The organism is Sulfurimonas sp. ST-27 (assembly GCF_048081595.1).
GTDB lineage: Bacteria > Campylobacterota > Campylobacteria > Campylobacterales > Sulfurimonadaceae > Sulfurimonas > Sulfurimonas hydrogeniphila.
This window is the reverse complement of record NZ_CP182226.1, coordinates 488,112-503,712: the sequence shown is the minus strand read 5'-3', so window position 1 is coordinate 503,712 and position 15,601 is coordinate 488,112. Positions and strand designations below refer to the sequence as shown.

Below are 15,601 nucleotides of genomic sequence, written 5' to 3'. Positions count from 1 at the left end.
AATTATACGGTATAATTACACAAATATATCGTAATTTAAAATCAATTTTGATCTTATTGCCTTAAATGAAGCAGCTTTTTTGGAGCCGGCACTGAAGTCCGGGTTCAAAAAAAGCCATTCAGAAAATGAATTTTAAATTGCCATGAAGCAAAAACAATACAAAGAAGAGATATGAGCAACAAACTCCACATAGTTTCACTCGGATGTACCAAAAACCTGGTCGATACAGAAGTGATGATGGGAAAACTACAAAATTTTGAACTCACAGACAACAATGAAGAAGCCGATGTCATTATTGTCAATACCTGCGGTTTTATTGACGCGGCAAAAGAAGAATCAATCAATACCGTGCTTTCTCTGCATGATGCACGAAAAGAGGATTCACTTCTTGTAATGGCAGGCTGCCTGAGCGAGCGCTATCAAGAGGAGTTGATGGAGCAGATTCCCGAGGTTGATATTTTTACCGGTGTGGGTGATTATGACAAAATTGATGAGCTTTTGGTTGAGAAAAAGAGCCGTTTTTCTGATGAAGTATACCTTATTGACGGTGCTGAGCGTGTTGTAACAGGTTCTACATACCATGCCTACATCAAACTCTCAGAAGGGTGTAATCAGACATGCAGTTTTTGTGCGATTCCCTCTTTTAAAGGTAAATTAAACTCGCGTAATTTAGATTCTATCGCCAAGGAAGTTGAAGGACTTGTCAAAAAAGGCTACTGGGATTTCTCTTTTGTTTCACAGGATTCAAGTTCTTATCTGCGTGACCAAAATATCAAAGACGGACTTTCTCTGCTTATTCAGAGAATTGAACTGATTGAGGGTGTAAAATCTGCGAGAATTCTCTATCTCTACCCTTCAACTACAAGCATGAAACTTCTGAAAAATATTGCAAAAAGCAAAGTGTTTCACAACTATTTTGATATGCCTATCCAGCACATTAACGATGAGATGCTGCGTATTATGAAACGCGGATTCGACAAAGAAAAAACACTCGAACTGCTGAACTACATGAGAAGCCTGCCAGACTCTTTTGTACGCACAAGTTTCATCGTCGGACATCCGCATGAAACAGAGGCAATGTTTGATGAGATGTGTAATTTTGCACAAAATTTCGGCTTTGACCGCATCAATGTTTTTTCCTATTCTGACGAAGAGACGACTTCAGCCCATGATATGCAAGATAAAATCTCAGAAAAAGTCAAAGCCGAGCGTACACAGATTCTTGGTGATATTGCAGCAGAGTGCACAAAAAAATCTCTTCAAAAAGAGGTCGGCAAAACCACACAAATCGTCATAGACGGGGAGAGTGATGAACATGAGTATCTTTTAAGCGCAAGAGAACTTATCTGGGCACCGGAGATTGACGGTGAAATTTATGTCAATGACAGAACGCTTGATGAAGATTTGGATTTTGGCAAGATTTATTCTGCTAAAATTACCGAGCTAGTCGGAAATATTCTTACAGCAACCGTAGACAATGCTCAAAAGCAAGACTAAAAAGGCCTTACAAACAACAAAAAACCTGCTGGCATTTTCTGCCGGAGGCGACTCTACTGCCCTGCTCTTTCTTCTTTTGGAAAATGACATCAAATTTGATATTGCTATTGTTGATTACGGAATAAGAGAACAAAGCAAAGAAGAGGTAGTCTATGCAAAAGCCTTGGCAAAAGAGTACGGCTTTACATGTAATGTCCATCACGCACAAAAAATTACAACTAATTTTGAAGCCAATGCCAGACAAATTCGCTATGATTTTTTTGAATCTCTTATACAGCAGAATAGTTACGACACCCTCCTCACAGCCCATCATTTGGGAGACAGGTTTGAATGGATGCTTATGCAGTTTTGCAAAGGTGCCGGTTGTGCAGAACTTGCCGGCATGCAGGAAAAAACACAGCGCAACGGCTATATGCTTTACAGACCACTGTTACATGTAAACAAAGAGGAACTTCTTGAATATTTGCATGGAAACAACATTAGATATTTTGAAGATGCAAGTAATGCGGACGAAAAGTATACACGCAATATTTTTCGGCACAACTACACAAACCCTCTTTTACAAAAATATGCACAGGGTATCAAAAAAAGTTTTGCCTACATGGATGCGGATGTAAGGGATTTGATACAGAGTACTTCCTTGCAAAAGATAAATGAACTCGCCTGCTTTAAAAAAACACCTACAAGAAGAAATGACATCTATCATATTGACAAATATCTCAAATCAATCAATCATCTCATGAGTGGCGAAGAAAAAAAATTGCTACAAATTCAAGACAGTTTAGTCATAGGCAGAAAGTATGTGGTGACGATGATGGCAGAGTATATTTTGATTGCACCCTATATAAAACCCGTCAATATGCCAAAAAATTTTAAAGAAAGAATGCGTTCTTTACATGTAGAACCGAAATTACGGGGCTATTTACTCACAGATCCGGAAGCAGTAGAATTTTTATCTTTGTTATTGGTATAAACTTTCATTGTGAATGATGACTTTATCATTTCTCCCTCACGTTTAAAATCTATAGGAAAATTTACGCCTATAATCCAGTCAGCCTTGTTGAGTGCATCTAAAAAATTATAGAAATTTTTTGGTGAACTGATTTTGGATGTTGTATTGACTTCATATGTTGCAAAACCCTCTTCATCTTTTGAGCGCTCCACTTTCATTACATGTAAGGATGAAAAAAAAGTTTTATATTTTTTTTCAAACCTGTCAGGGTTAAATGTCATATCAAATGCAGTTATAATATGTCTGTTCTTACTCTGTAAATCTTTGAGTGTTTTGAGGGTTTTGTCATAAAAATCCTGATATTTACGCAACTCTGCATTCTCTTTTCGCAGCTCAAGCCTGGATTCGCGATACTCTTTTCCTTTAGGAATAAGCAGTCCAAAAGAAAAAACAAGCACAAACAGAAACAGAAAAACAGATATCAGTAAAATATATAAATAGTGACGGGAAATTTTAATTTTCACTGTCTAACTCCTCTGTCTGTGATTCATCCATATAGTTTGTCGATACAAACATAAGCCAACCATTCTTTGCAGGATAAAAGCTGCTGTATGTTTTATGAAAAATTGAACGTAATGGCGCCTGGAGCATAAAATTATAAACATCTTTGTTTGGTGTTATACCATACAGTATCAAACCGTTTTTTAAAAGTTGTGCCCGCGAAAGCGTGATGCGTTGCGGCACCAGGTCAAACAGGTTTGCGATAGAATCTTTTAATACCATATTTTGTGTAAATACTTTTTCTGCTAAAGCCTTTTGCTTTTGAATAAAGCTTATTTGATTCTGCATATGACTGATACTGGCTTCAAGTTCTTTTTTGTGTTCTATGATTGATTGCTTATCCTGTATGAATGTATAATCTTTATAAAGCAAGAACGAATATGTTGCAAGAAGCATTAACAGTGTCATCGCAAAAAAAGTGAACACTATTTGCAATTCCGGTGTCAGAGGCGTCTTTTTTCTTGGTTTTATATAGCTGTATTTCATAAACCAAGCTCCAGCTTTGTGAGTTCACATAACTCGGCTCCAAGATCAGCCTGTCTTACATAAACATTAAAGAACATCTCTTCTTCAAGGTACTTTTTTAAATCGTTTGTCACCCCTGTACCATCGGCAATATAGACATTCTCTACAAATCTGCTTTCATATTTTTCATCTTTGTAAAAGTGTGAAACAGCCAACTGAATGAGTGTAAACCGCTGATAGTCTTCATTAAAAGATTCGTTTTGTTCATCTTCAGGCAACGCATTCTCACTCTCAAACAGTTCTTCTTCAACATCTTTACTTTCGGAAAACTCATCGATGTCCTCAATCGAATCCAGATCTTCAATATCACCAAAATCATCTAAAGAATCCAAGTCATTCTCATCAACATCTATATCTTCCAAATCAATGCCCTCATCAAGGTCCAGATCAAGATTTGTATCAATATCTTCATCTATTCCTTCATGAAGTGTAATATCTTCAGCTTCATCAGATGCAATCATATCCAGATGTTCTGCATAAAGAAGATTTGAATGTTCAAAAATAGCCACAGAAATTACATTGTTTTGAACAAGAACATACATTGCAAGATTTCCATTAATTTTATCCTGAAAAAAATTTGCCAAAAGAACAAAAGGAGAAAATATCATATCAACACCAATATCTTCATATTTGCGTTCTATCTCATAAATATCATTTTTTGCAGTATAAAAAGTCCATCTGTTCTCAAAGCATTTGTATTTTGACATAGACAAATCAAAATAATGATCCAACTTGTTTTTTTCACATGAAGGAAGAGCTCCCTGCACCAAAGATGTATCTAAAACAGCTATGTAAAAATAGGGAGACTCTTTTGTGTATTCAGAAATAAAATCATACATTTGTGTAGTGAGAGAGGTTGTTTGAAATTCAGAGTTTACTTCATCGATTACTCCTTTTTTTCCATATAATTCTATATGAACCAGGGTACTCTCTTTTTGGACAACAATATTCACCAGGACTTTAAGGTAAAAAGATTCCAGTAATCTGCTCAGCACTCGTTCTCCCCTAAGGGGTGTGCTTTGTTGTAATTTTGTTGTTTCAATGCACTGCCTAATTTTGTATATATCTGCGTTGTTGCCATGGATGCATGTCCCAACAGTTCACTGACATCCACTATCGGTGCACCTCCGTTTAACAAAGAGGAGGCATAAGAGTGACGAAGCTGGTGGGGTGTGACTTTCAAGGCTACACGCTTAAATATTTTAGTTATCATATATCTTAGACTATTTTCGCTTAATCTTTCGCCATTTTTTTCAAAAAGAAATTTTTTTAGCACAAAAGTTGACAAATATTCATCAATGAGTGTTCTTGTGGATTTGAGAAGCGGTATATCTCTTTGTTTATTACCTTTTCCTGTAACCCGTATCCATTCACCCGAAATATTTTCCAGTTCCAGTGATGCAAGCTCAGAAATACGCAACCCCACAGTATAGAACATACTCACCAGCAGTTTTTCTTTTAAATCACACTTTTGCAAAGCTTCCAAAATATGTTCATGAGAGATGGGCTTTGGCAGTGTCTTTGCAACCTTTATACTCTCATCCGCCTGCAAGGTTACATGTAAACCCTGTTCTTGTACAAATGCAACAAAACTTCGAACAGCGCTTAATTTTTTACTAATTGTTTTTGCATTTAAACCAGCGATGAAAATCCTGTAAGGCATCAAATTTAAAACGGTATGCCCGTTTTCCTCCACTGTCTCTATGTATCCGAATGCTTCACTCAGAACATCTGCATAGGTTTTTATCGTTAAATCTGAATAGCCTCTGTGCTCTTCCAGGGAGGTGAGAAAATCTTTTTTGTATTTATCTATTGACTTTTTCAAGAAGCTTCTCAAAATCTTTATAATATTTTGCTGCTTCACGTACTAACTTTTTATCTGTAATTACGCTTGGAGCAAGTTTTTTATAAGAATCCACCATTATCTCACTCATCAGTTTTATTTTGGCTCTGTCCGCATCACTTATGGTCTCTTTAGCTGCTATAAGATTAATCTCAGTCATATACTCTTTTGCCTGATCTATGTATTTTTTATACTTTATGGAAGTTTTGGACTGTGCCATTATTGTTGCAGCCATGCGGTTGTATATGTCTAGGCTGAAGGCCTCATTGGCACGTTTATAGGCTTCTTCATAATCACCAATCTCATAATAATATTTCGCTTCTATGGACTTTTCATAAGAGGGATTGACCAAAAAGTAGATACCCATAATTACTAAAAAAAGAGCAGCCAAAGCCGGAAAAAAAAATTTATTGTTCATGTTTGAGTAACCCCTTTTTAATCAAGTCTCTGGCCTCTTCAAGTTCAAGCCCTTTTATATCCAGCAAATCACTTATATAATAGGTAATTGTACCAAAAGGTTTGGGAATTACAAACTTATCCCATGAATTCAGCTGCCAGTAACTGCTCGGTTTGATCTCTACAAGGGTAATTTTCACATCTGCTTTTTGTGCCATTACGATGATCCCGTCAGCAACCTCATGCCGTGGGCCTTTTGGCCCATCCGGGGTAATGCCCAGGTCATATCCCTCTTTTAAAGCCTTTATCCCTTGCAAAAGCGCTCTTGCAGCATTGCGTCTGCTTGAACCCCGAATCGTTTTAAAACCAAAATAACTGAGTGTTTTTGCGATGAGTGTGCCATCAAAATGATCCGAAATTATAAGTTTTACATGAGGAGTTTTTCTGTAGTGTAAATAGGCATAGGGAATCATCAAAAGTTCCCCGTGCCAGCAAGCCATTATGAAGTTCTCTTCACCAAGTGTTGCAGGCGCATGAAAAACTTTTTTATTTGTAAGGTAGAGTAGTTTTATAAGCAAAGAGCCTGTAAAGGGAAGGAGGTAAAGTGCAAGAGAACGGCTTGTCTTCTTAAGCAACGACTTCGCCTGTTAAAATTGTTCTGCCGATAGAAGTAATTTTAACATCTCTAAACTCTCCTAACAACTCTTCGCTCCCTTTGACTTTGATTACGAGGTTATTATCACTTCTGCCTGAAACAAAATTATCTTTATTTAGATTTTCAAAATAAACACGAAAAGTTTGTCCCAAATACTTTGCATTGATCTCATCTAAAAGTTCATTATGCAATGATTGCAGATACGAAAGTCTCTCTGAAGCTACTTCTTCATCTACCGTATTTGTAAAATGCTGTGCTTCTGTTTCAGGACGAGGAGAATATTTGAATGAAAAAATCTGATCAAACTTTACCTGTTTCATCACATCAATTGTATCTGCAAAATCTTCATCACTCTCACCGGGAAAGGCTACTATAATGTCTGTTGATATACTTACATCAGGACACTCTGCGCGCAGTTTTTGCACACGGTTTAAGAACCACTCTTTTGTGTACCCGCGTTTCATATCTTTGAGCACTTTGCTTGAACCGCTTTGCAGTGGCATATGCATAGATTTGCAGATTTTAGGATTTTTGGCAAATTCTTCTATAAATTCATCATCCATATGAAAAGGGTGCGGTGAAGTAAAACGGATACGTTCCAGGCCCTCTATTTTTGAAAGTCTTCGCAATAATTCCGTAAAATTTACCTTTTCATGTTCACTTGATGAAAAACGGCGCCCGTAATTGTTGACATTTTGCCCGAGTAAAAATACTTCTTTTGCACCGTTGCTGACTGCGCGTTTTGCTTCATTTATAATCAAATCATCAGGAATCGAAATTTCATCTCCGCGTGTTTTTGGAACAATACAAAATGTACACCGCTTGTCACAGCCTATTGAAATGTTGATATATGCTTTATAGGGGGATGTTCTAAAATCATCAAAAGCAAATTCACTCTCATCATAATTTATGTCTATTTCCACAGCTTTGTCTTTATGTAAAACTTCACCGATTTTAGAAACATTTCTTGCACCCAGAACAAAATTAACATAGGGTGCCCGTTTTATAATCTCTTCACCGAGATGAGAAGCGGTACATCCGCATACACCGATTTTAGCCGAAGGTTTTTTTCGTTTATTAAAACCGCCGAGCTCGGAGAAAAGCTTATGAACAGGACGCTCTCTCACAGAACAGGTATTTATCAAAATAAGGTCGGCCTCTTCAAGGGTCTGTGTCGTTTCATACCCCTCTTTTTCGCGTAACTGTGCTATCATATGTTCAGAGTCACGAGAGTTCATAGCACAACCCAAGGTTTCAATAAATAACTTTTTACTCATAAACTGCTCTTTAGCTCATGATGTGAACTTGGTACATGTAGTCATTGTCTGACAATCCGTACTTTACTTCACTCATATAAAAACTTTTTCCCATTGCTTCGTAATGGTCTTGCAGTTCGAGTAAATCTTTATGTGAATTTTCTCTGTCAAAATAAAATATTATACTCTCATTTTTTTCTACTTCTGCATCCAATTTAGCTAAATCAACTTTTTTCGGTTTTGCTTCTAAATCAGTTCTTGCAAATTTCAAATCCATTACTTATTCCTTTAATTTATTCTATACATTCAAGGGAACCTTTTTATTCCCTATTTACATGCCAAAGAAAATATACCCTCATGGGGTACCTTGATTCCTTTGACTGCGTTAATACCCCGAGGGTACTTCCTCGCTTCACTTACAGCGCACAGGTTTCCTTCGACAGGAAGTCCACGCCGCATTGCGGCTTTTTATAACTCATAAAAGTTTTGGATTATACTGAAAATCTACTAAAAATTGGGTTAAAGCTATTTTTAGTAGATTTTGGATACAATTATATACTTCAATTAAGAAATCCCCCGTCATAGCAATTATCAATGTCAGATTTCTTAAAAATACTAAGGAAATACCTATGGAAAAAATTTTAGATATAGCCGAAGCAATCGGTCATGAAAAGGGTTTACAACCTGAAAAAGTAATGGAAGCACTGAAAACTGCTTTTGTACAAACTGCAAAACGTGTAATCGGACAAAACTTTGCTTTTGAAGCAGATGTTGATGAAGATACAAAAAATTTAAAAATTATTCAGACAATCACAGTTGTTGCTGATAATGATGAAAAACTCCAGGATGAAGAGATTGCCCCCGCATATATTTCACTTACCGAAGCAAAAGAGTATGATGATCAGGTAGAAATCGGAGATCAACTCCAAATTGACCATGACCTTGAGGACTATGGCAGAACAGCCGCTTCACAACTTCACCGTGAAATAGAGTACCATATACAAAGACTTGTGGAAGATGAAATTTATAACAAATACAAATCCAAAGTAGGTACACTTGTCAGCGGTCGTGTTACACGTGTTGATGCACAAAATAACACATACATCGAAGTGGATGAAATTCGTGCAGTTTTACCAATGAAAAGCCGTATAAAAGGCGAAATATTTGAAGTGGGTGATCACATAAAAGCGGTTGTAAGGCGTGTAAATATGGACAAAGAAAACGGGATGCAAATCGAACTTTCTCGGACAAGTCCAAAATTTTTAGAAGCACTCTTGGAACTTGAAGTGCCAGAAATTGCAGAGGGTTCGGTCATCATAGAAAAGTCAGCCCGTATTCCGGGTGAGAGAGCAAAAATCGCTCTTATAAGCACACACCCGCAAGTGGATGCTGTCGGTGCAACAGTCGGTGTCAAGGGTGTGCGTATCAATGCGGTAAGCCAAGAGTTGATTGGTGAAAACATTGACTGTATAGAATATACTACCATTCCTGAACTTTTTGTATCACGTACAATGAGTCCGGCTATCATCTCTCATGTAGAAATTGTCAAAAACGAAGAGGGCGAAAATGAAAAAGCCATCATTACACTGCCTGCCGACCAAAAAAGCAAGGCAATCGGAAAAAGCGGTATCAACATCCGTCTGGCTTCAATGCTCACAGGTTTACAGATAGAACTTGTAGAAAATGATGCTGTCACTACAAATGAAGACGGTACCGTAGAAGAGAAAAAAGAGAGTGTTGATGCGTTGGAGGCACTTTTTAGCTAGAAAAGTTTTTGGAATCGGTGCATTAATGCCGGCTGTTGTTACACTTATACCAATTTCGGCCCACCCTACAGAAAAAAATTTAGTTTTTTTCTAAGTTATGCTTTAGCATTAAAAGGATGGGTTCCTTGGGGTCCGGAATCGGTACTGTAGTGCCGACTGTTCTTGCTTACTTATGTTCTATTCATATAAGGATTTAATTTCAACAAAAGCAGATCTGCCAACATATTTCCCAGTAGTGTCAACAATGCTGTTATCATCAAAATCCCCATAATGATGGGGTAGTCTCGTGATAATGCCGAGATGTAAAAAAGCTGTCCCATCCCCTCTATACCGAAAATAGACTCCAAAATAACACTCCCACCGATGAGTCCGGGCAAAGAAAGCCCCAACAGAGTTATAACAGGTGGCATCAAATTTGGTAAAATATAATATCGCAACAGCTCTTTTTTTCCTAAGCCACGGGCACGTGCAAAAAAGTAATAATCACTTTTGAGTATCTCCAGAGTCAGTGACCGGATATAAATTATCATACTTCCCAAGCCTGTAAAAATCATTACCGACACTGGCAAAGTCACATGCCATGCCATATCTGTATAATTTGCAAAACCCTCTTTTGCTTCAATCGAATGAAGTCCCGCTATAGGAAACCATTCAAGTTTTATGGCAAAAAGAATAATAAAAATCAATGCAAGATAAAATGAGGGCATAGAAAAAGAGACTAAAGATATTTGACGAATAATATAGTCGCTCTTTTTTTCATACGAGAGTGCTGCTTCGATACCCAGATATAAAGATAGCACAAAAACAACAACCAAAGAGATACTGTTCATCCAAAGAGTTACAGGCAGGCGTTTGAGTATCTCAGAACTTACATCCTGACCACTTACAAATGATATGCCAAAATTAAGCATAGTAATGTTTTTCACCCAAGAAATATACTGCTCAAGAAGTGGCTTGTCCAGTCCATACACAGCTTTTAGTTTTTCTATTGCCTCTTTCGTCATATTCGGATTCAATTCTCCCGCTCCAAAAAAACTGTTTGGTGCAGCGTGAATAGCTAAAAAAGAAATGATTGAGATGAGCAGTAACATAAAAAGGATGTAGGCTGTTTTTTTCATAAAAAGTGTCATATCTCTGCTATAAACCCTTTCGTATATATTCAGAGTATTGTCTTATATCACTACTCTCTGTTTGATTATTTTTTGCATAGGAGCCAAACAGATATGCAAATTCTATTTCATTAATTTTTGCCATAAAGATATTATATCATAAGTTAAAAAAATATCTTTGTTAGTTTTTTTGAAGAAGAGGAGAAAAGACTAACTCCCGAAAGGGAGCTAGAAAAGTTTAGACTAGAAGTTTAAAGTTAAATATGCTTGTACTATATTGTCATTTGTTGCTGCATCTGTATTAATAAATACTAATGTTGCATCTAATGGTCCAAATGATTTGCCAGCAGTTACTGTAAGTTCTTTAAGATCTTGACTACCAGTTGCTTTATGGTTAACATCTGTATAATAAACACCTAAATCAAATAAACCCTGTACAGGTGATGTAACTGTTAAGTGGATTGAATCAGTATCACTCATAGTAACCTGTCCATAGTTCCACCATACTTCTGTGTAAAGTTTTGTTTGTGCAGTTGTTGCTGCTGTTGCAGTATTGAAACCGGCATAACCGATTGAACCACCTTTGTTTACTGATGAGAAAGACAAACTTGCAGCAAAAAGATCTTTCATTTCGTACCCTACCTGTAAAGCATATACATCATCAGCTTTTGCTCCACTTGCTACAGATTTAATATTAGAATATTGTGCACCTACAGTAAGACCTGCTACACCTAAGCCGCTAGCATCTAAATCAGCTTGTAACCAATAAGCATCTGCAACTGCAGTAACACTGTAGTACCACGCTTGTGCAGTTAATGGTTTAAATGAATTATTTATAACACCAACAGCATATGCTCCTGATTTACCATATGTATCAAACTTACCACCTTCATTTACTAAAGGTGCTGTTGCAATTGGACCTGCTGCCAAAGATGATCCACCAAGACTTTCTGTACCATTTCCGTTACCTACATATGCACCTACTAACGTAGTGTCTGGAAGATCTTGATTAATAACTACAGCCGCTTCAAAAGTATTTTTTTCAATAGACCATGTTTCTGTAAATGCTAATGGTGTATCTAATTCCATACGCCCAAGTTTTACTGTAGTTTTTCCAGCAGTTGCTGCAATCCATGCTTCATTCATCCAGTTAGGAGTATTTACATGTGCACCGCGACTTGATGTATTAGGAGTAATCCCATGTGCACCACCCCATACACTGCTTACAAGGTTTTGCTCTAAACCTAATGTTGTAAGTACTGTATAACCGGCACCAGCACTAATTGCCACAGTCGAATTTTTTACTAAATCAGTTGTAACATTTAGGTTGATTGAGGCATCTGCTGAACTGTTGTCTTTATCAAAAAAAGAATTGCTTCCCGCATCAGTTGTTTCATAAAACAAGTTAGCATCACCACTAACTTTTGTGTTTTCAATTGCAAACGCACTTGAACCTATTAGCAGCGCTGCCACCAAACTCATTTTTGTAAATTTCATATTTTCTCCTTATCCTTTTACAAATTTCACGGGTAGTATAGCATAATCAACTCTTAACTTTTCATTAAAGTGATGAATTATTATACAAAATAAGATATAATTACAATATGAAACAATTAATTACAACATCACTAACAATACCACTCTTTATATTACTCAGTGGATGCGCGACAGACGCTCCTGTGGCACCATCACAAAACAGTGATTTAAATAAGATAAGTAACTCAAACGGCAAAGCAAAACCGGGATTAATACAAAAAAATCTCGACAGTTGGCTCAAAAATGAGTGGACACCTACTGTAAATGAAGACAGAAAAGTGCAAAAAAAATATATGAAAAAAGTAGATATGAACGCTACAAATACCAGCAACGACAGGGAAGAAAAATATGTAGAGGACAAGGAAAGGAACTTTACACTTCAAGAGTATGTTGACAAAGCGGCAGCATATTCAAAATTACATCCTTCTGATGAAAAGGATTCTCATGTGAAAAAACTGGAAAATATGCCTGTTATAGGGAAATAATCCCGTTTTTTTGCAGTTTAGCCCGCACTGAAGTACGGGTTCCGGGTTTTTTCGGAATCGGTACTTTCTATGCTAAAGCATGACTTGTGAGAAAAACTAAATTTTTTTCTGTAATGCCGACTGTAACTTTGTTATCTTCTCAGCCCAGATTGAAATCTGGGTTCCAAAAACTTAATTAACTTACATGTAAGCTAAGAAATCCTATTTTCTGGTATCCCATGCCAAGACAGTTTTGCCTTCTTCGTTAGTAGCTGCGGCTGCCATACCCATGATGTTGTACCCTGCATCCACATAATGCACTTCACCTGTTACACCTGAGCTTAGATTGCTCAACAGATACATTGCAGAGTTGCCGACTTCGTCTATTGTTACATTTCGTTTCAATGGAGCATTTGTTTCATTCCAGTTCAGTATCTGCTTAAAATCACCTATCCCTGCAGCGGCAAGTGTTTTGATAGGTCCTGCAGAGATAGCATTGACACGTTGCCCTTTGGCACCGAGTTCAACTGCCATATAACGTACACTCGACTCCAAGGCTGCTTTTGCCACGCCCATTACATTATAATTTACAATGTATTTTGGTCCGCCAAGATAGGAAAGTGTCAAGATGGAAGCATCATCAGACAAAACAGATTCCAAGCGATTGGTCAAATCAATAAAAGAGTAGACAGAAATATCCATGGCAATCTGAAATGCACTTTTTGTTGTTTTCATAAAAGGTGCAGAGAGTGCCTCTTTTGGTGCAAACGCAACAGAATGCACCAAAAAGTCGATTTTTCCAAAATCTTTTTCAATTTTAGCAGCAATCCCGGACATATGCTCTTCATTTGAGACATCTAACTCATATACACAGTCACTTCCAAACTCTTTTGCTATAGGTTCTACTCTTTTTTTCAAGGCATCATTCAAATATGTAAAAGCCATTTCAGCTCCCTGTGCCGCACAGGCTTTTGCTATGCCGTATGCTATGGATTTATTGTTTGCCAGACCTACTATTAAGCCTTTTTTTCCTTTCATTATCATTCGATTTTTTCCTTTATAATTAAAATTTTAGTTTTAAAGACGCAAAACCCGAATTGGAGTACGGGTTTCGGTTAGATGTGGTCTAACTCGTCTGCCGACTCTATCATTGTACAAAAATGTTCAGCATATAATGCTGCACTGCCGACTAAAACACCGTCAACATTTTTTACCTGCAAAATATCTTTAACATTGTTGACTTTCACGCTGCCACCGTATAAAAGAGGTGCAGATGATTTTTTCTTCAATTCGGAGTGAATATCCTCTATATCCTCTAGCGTCGGTATTTTGCCCGTACCTATGGCCCAAACAGGTTCATAGGCAATAATCAGGTTTTCATATTGGGTATCAATGCCTTCATATTGTTGATATAAATATGCAAGCATCTCCTCTTTTGAAGACTCTCTCACAGCCAGTGGCTCGCCTACGCAATAAACAATTTGGAATCCTTGTGCTTTAAAATATTCAAATTTTTCAGCTATGAATTCTTGGGACTCACCCAAAATATGACGACGCTCACTGTGCCCTATCAGTATAGTTTTGATGCCAAACTCTGCAAGATGTTCCAGTCCGATTTCACCGGTGAAGGCTCCTTTTTCAACAGGATATGCATTTTGCGTGCCGATAGTTATTTTTGTGTCGTAACAATCAAGGGATGATATTGCAGGAAAAACTATAACCTCTTGTGAACTCTTTTGCACACAGGAATCCAACTCTTGCATATATTTGTGTGTCGCTTTTCTTGTAAGGTTTGTTTTCAAATTCGCTGCAATAATCATCTTAGTCCTTTTTATCTGTAGTTTCTACCATCAAAGGTTGTACACCCGGAAGAACCTTGCCCTCAAGCAACTCCAATGAAGCACCGCCGCCTGTAGATATAAAGCTGATGTCTTCATCAACGCCCACTCTTTTTACCAAATCAGCAGTATCACCACCGCCTACGACTGTCGTGGCATAGGTATCTGCTACAAAATGTGCTATTTTTGATGAACCTCTGGCAAATTTTTCCATTTCATAGACGCCCATAGGTCCGTTCCACAGTACTGTCTGGACATCATTGAGCGCCTCTCTGTACAGTCTTACAGTTGCAGGACCGATGTCAAGTCCCATCCATTTTTGTGGAATCTCTTGCACTGTGACAATTTTACTGACAGCATCTTCAGAAAATTTTTCTGCTGCTATAACATCCACTGGCAGATAGAATTTCACACCCAGTCTTTTTGCTTCATCCATAATATTTTGTGCTTCTTCCAGTAAGTCATCTTCCACAAGAGAAGCGCCTATTTCATAACCCATCTGTTTTAAAAATGTAAAAGCCATGCCTCCGCCGATGAATACTTTGTCAACTCTAGGCAGCAGATTTACAAGTGCTTCAAGTTTACCTGAAACCTTGCTTCCACCGATAATAGCAGCAAACGGACGGACAGGATTGTTCATAAGTTTTGAAAAGTACTGAATCTCACGCTCAAGCAAAAAGCCGGCTGCTTTGTGCTCATTGTCAAAAAACTTTGTAATGCCGTGTACAGATGCATGCGCTCGGTGACTGACACCAAAAGCATCGTTGATATAAAACTCTGCCATTGATGCAAGCTTTTTTGACAACTCTGCATCATCTTTTGTCTCCCCCGGCTCGAAGCGCAAATTTTCAAGCAAAAGTACCTCATGCCGGGGCAAATCTTTTGCTTTTTGCATAGCATCTTCACCGACAACATCTTTTGCCAACGCTACATGACGCTTTAAAAGTTGCTGTAAACGCCTTGCGACAGGAGCCAAAGAGTATTTTTCTACAACTTCTCCTTTCGGACGACCAAGATGAGATGCCAATATAACAGCACAGTCCAAATCAAGACAATAGTTGATAGTGGCTATGGCAGAACGAATCCGACGGTCATCTGCAATATTTCCAAACTCATCCATAGGCACATTAAAGTCACATCGAATGAAGACCTTCTTATTTGCTATATCTAATTTTTTAAGGTGTAATAGTTCCAAATTTTTTG

At 37.6% G+C, this 15,601-nt stretch carries 18 protein-coding genes; 4 read left to right on the top strand and 14 right to left on the bottom strand.

Features of this window, described 5'->3' with window-relative positions; genetic code table 11:
• The first annotated feature begins 171 nt into the window (after positions 1 to 171).
• Positions 172 to 1,497 (top strand): 30S ribosomal protein S12 methylthiotransferase RimO, encoded by a 1,326-nt coding sequence (gene rimO / locus ACM66U_RS02695; protein WP_418641061.1) that lies wholly within the window; start codon positions 172 to 174, stop codon positions 1,495 to 1,497.
• On the top strand, positions 1,478 to 2,470 hold the full coding sequence (gene tilS / locus ACM66U_RS02690; RefSeq protein WP_346389388.1) for a tRNA lysidine(34) synthetase TilS: 993 nt from the start codon (positions 1,478 to 1,480) through the stop codon (positions 2,468 to 2,470). Before rimO ends, tilS begins: the two co-directional genes overlap by 20 nt.
• Here the strand turns inward: tilS and ACM66U_RS02685 are convergent.
• The 8 genes from ACM66U_RS02685 to ACM66U_RS02650 are packed head-to-tail and all read right to left on the bottom strand — an operon-like array spanning position 2,416 to position 7,962.
• Positions 2,416 to 2,973: a hypothetical protein gene (locus ACM66U_RS02685; RefSeq protein WP_151900946.1), complete on the bottom strand. Its 558-nt coding sequence runs from the start codon at positions 2,971 to 2,973 to the stop codon at positions 2,416 to 2,418. The genes tilS and ACM66U_RS02685 overlap by 55 nt on opposite strands.
• Entirely contained in the window at positions 2,963 to 3,496 is a 534-nt protein-coding gene (locus ACM66U_RS02680; protein WP_151900947.1) for a hypothetical protein, read from the bottom strand. Before ACM66U_RS02680 ends, ACM66U_RS02685 begins: the two co-directional genes overlap by 11 nt.
• Positions 3,493 to 4,530, bottom strand: a complete 1,038-nt coding sequence (locus ACM66U_RS02675) for a hypothetical protein (protein ID WP_151900948.1) — start codon at positions 4,528 to 4,530, stop codon at positions 3,493 to 3,495. Before ACM66U_RS02675 ends, ACM66U_RS02680 begins: the two co-directional genes overlap by 4 nt.
• Positions 4,524 to 5,360 carry a tyrosine-type recombinase/integrase gene (locus tag ACM66U_RS02670; RefSeq protein WP_151900949.1) on the bottom strand — a complete coding sequence of 279 codons (837 nt, stop codon included), beginning with the start codon at positions 5,358 to 5,360 and terminating at the stop codon, positions 4,524 to 4,526. Before ACM66U_RS02670 ends, ACM66U_RS02675 begins: the two co-directional genes overlap by 7 nt.
• Complete coding sequence (locus tag ACM66U_RS02665) at positions 5,341 to 5,796, bottom strand: hypothetical protein (protein ID WP_346389385.1); 456 nt, start codon at positions 5,794 to 5,796, stop codon at positions 5,341 to 5,343. Before ACM66U_RS02665 ends, ACM66U_RS02670 begins: the two co-directional genes overlap by 20 nt.
• Entirely contained in the window at positions 5,786 to 6,409 is a 624-nt protein-coding gene (locus tag ACM66U_RS02660; RefSeq protein WP_418641060.1) for a lysophospholipid acyltransferase family protein, read from the bottom strand. Before ACM66U_RS02660 ends, ACM66U_RS02665 begins: the two co-directional genes overlap by 11 nt.
• Complete coding sequence (gene miaB / locus ACM66U_RS02655; RefSeq protein WP_151900952.1) at positions 6,402 to 7,706, bottom strand: tRNA (N6-isopentenyl adenosine(37)-C2)-methylthiotransferase MiaB; 1,305 nt, start codon at positions 7,704 to 7,706, stop codon at positions 6,402 to 6,404. The genes ACM66U_RS02660 and miaB overlap by 8 nt, the downstream gene beginning before the upstream one ends.
• 10 nt (positions 7,707 to 7,716) lie before the next feature.
• The gene (locus tag ACM66U_RS02650; protein ID WP_151900953.1) at positions 7,717 to 7,962 is read right to left on the bottom strand and encodes an HP0268 family nuclease; all 246 of its coding nucleotides are present in this window, start codon (positions 7,960 to 7,962) and stop codon (positions 7,717 to 7,719) included.
• A 352-nt stretch (positions 7,963 to 8,314) separates the two neighbouring features.
• Between ACM66U_RS02650 and nusA the strand changes: the two genes are divergently transcribed.
• Positions 8,315 to 9,451 carry a transcription termination factor NusA gene (nusA, locus tag ACM66U_RS02645; RefSeq protein ID WP_418641059.1) on the top strand — a complete coding sequence of 379 codons (1,137 nt, stop codon included), beginning with the start codon at positions 8,315 to 8,317 and terminating at the stop codon, positions 9,449 to 9,451.
• Positions 9,452 to 9,621: 170 nt separating this feature from the next.
• Here nusA and ACM66U_RS02640 read toward each other — a convergent pair whose 3' ends face one another.
• The 3 genes from ACM66U_RS02640 to ACM66U_RS02630 form a co-directional block, all read right to left on the bottom strand.
• Complete coding sequence (locus tag ACM66U_RS02640) at positions 9,622 to 10,581, bottom strand: ABC transporter permease (RefSeq protein WP_151900955.1); 960 nt, start codon at positions 10,579 to 10,581, stop codon at positions 9,622 to 9,624.
• A 7-nt stretch (positions 10,582 to 10,588) separates the two neighbouring features.
• On the bottom strand, positions 10,589 to 10,705 hold the full coding sequence (locus ACM66U_RS02635) for a nucleotidyltransferase domain-containing protein (protein ID WP_188109981.1): 117 nt from the start codon (positions 10,703 to 10,705) through the stop codon (positions 10,589 to 10,591).
• Positions 10,706 to 10,803: 98 nt separating this feature from the next.
• Complete coding sequence (locus tag ACM66U_RS02630) at positions 10,804 to 12,057, bottom strand: hypothetical protein (RefSeq protein ID WP_418641058.1); 1,254 nt, start codon at positions 12,055 to 12,057, stop codon at positions 10,804 to 10,806.
• 107 nt (positions 12,058 to 12,164) lie between these two features.
• Between ACM66U_RS02630 and ACM66U_RS02625 the strand changes: the two genes are divergently transcribed.
• Positions 12,165 to 12,581: a hypothetical protein gene (locus ACM66U_RS02625; RefSeq protein ID WP_151900957.1), complete on the top strand. Its 417-nt coding sequence runs from the start codon at positions 12,165 to 12,167 to the stop codon at positions 12,579 to 12,581.
• Between the two features lie 201 nt (positions 12,582 to 12,782).
• Here the strand turns inward: ACM66U_RS02625 and fabI are convergent, their stop codons facing one another.
• The 3 genes from fabI to ACM66U_RS02610 all read right to left on the bottom strand — a co-directional run bounded on the left by fabI (position 12,783) and on the right by ACM66U_RS02610 (position 15,593).
• Complete coding sequence (gene fabI / locus ACM66U_RS02620; protein WP_151900958.1) at positions 12,783 to 13,604, bottom strand: enoyl-ACP reductase FabI; 822 nt, start codon at positions 13,602 to 13,604, stop codon at positions 12,783 to 12,785.
• Positions 13,605 to 13,675: 71 nt separating this feature from the next.
• Positions 13,676 to 14,380, bottom strand: a complete 705-nt coding sequence (locus tag ACM66U_RS02615; protein WP_418641057.1) for a triose-phosphate isomerase — start codon at positions 14,378 to 14,380, stop codon at positions 13,676 to 13,678.
• A 1-nt stretch (position 14,381) separates the two neighbouring features.
• The gene (locus tag ACM66U_RS02610; protein WP_151900960.1) at positions 14,382 to 15,593 is read right to left on the bottom strand and encodes a phosphoglycerate kinase; all 1,212 of its coding nucleotides are present in this window, start codon (positions 15,591 to 15,593) and stop codon (positions 14,382 to 14,384) included.
• Between the last annotated feature and the right edge of the window lie 8 nt (positions 15,594 to 15,601).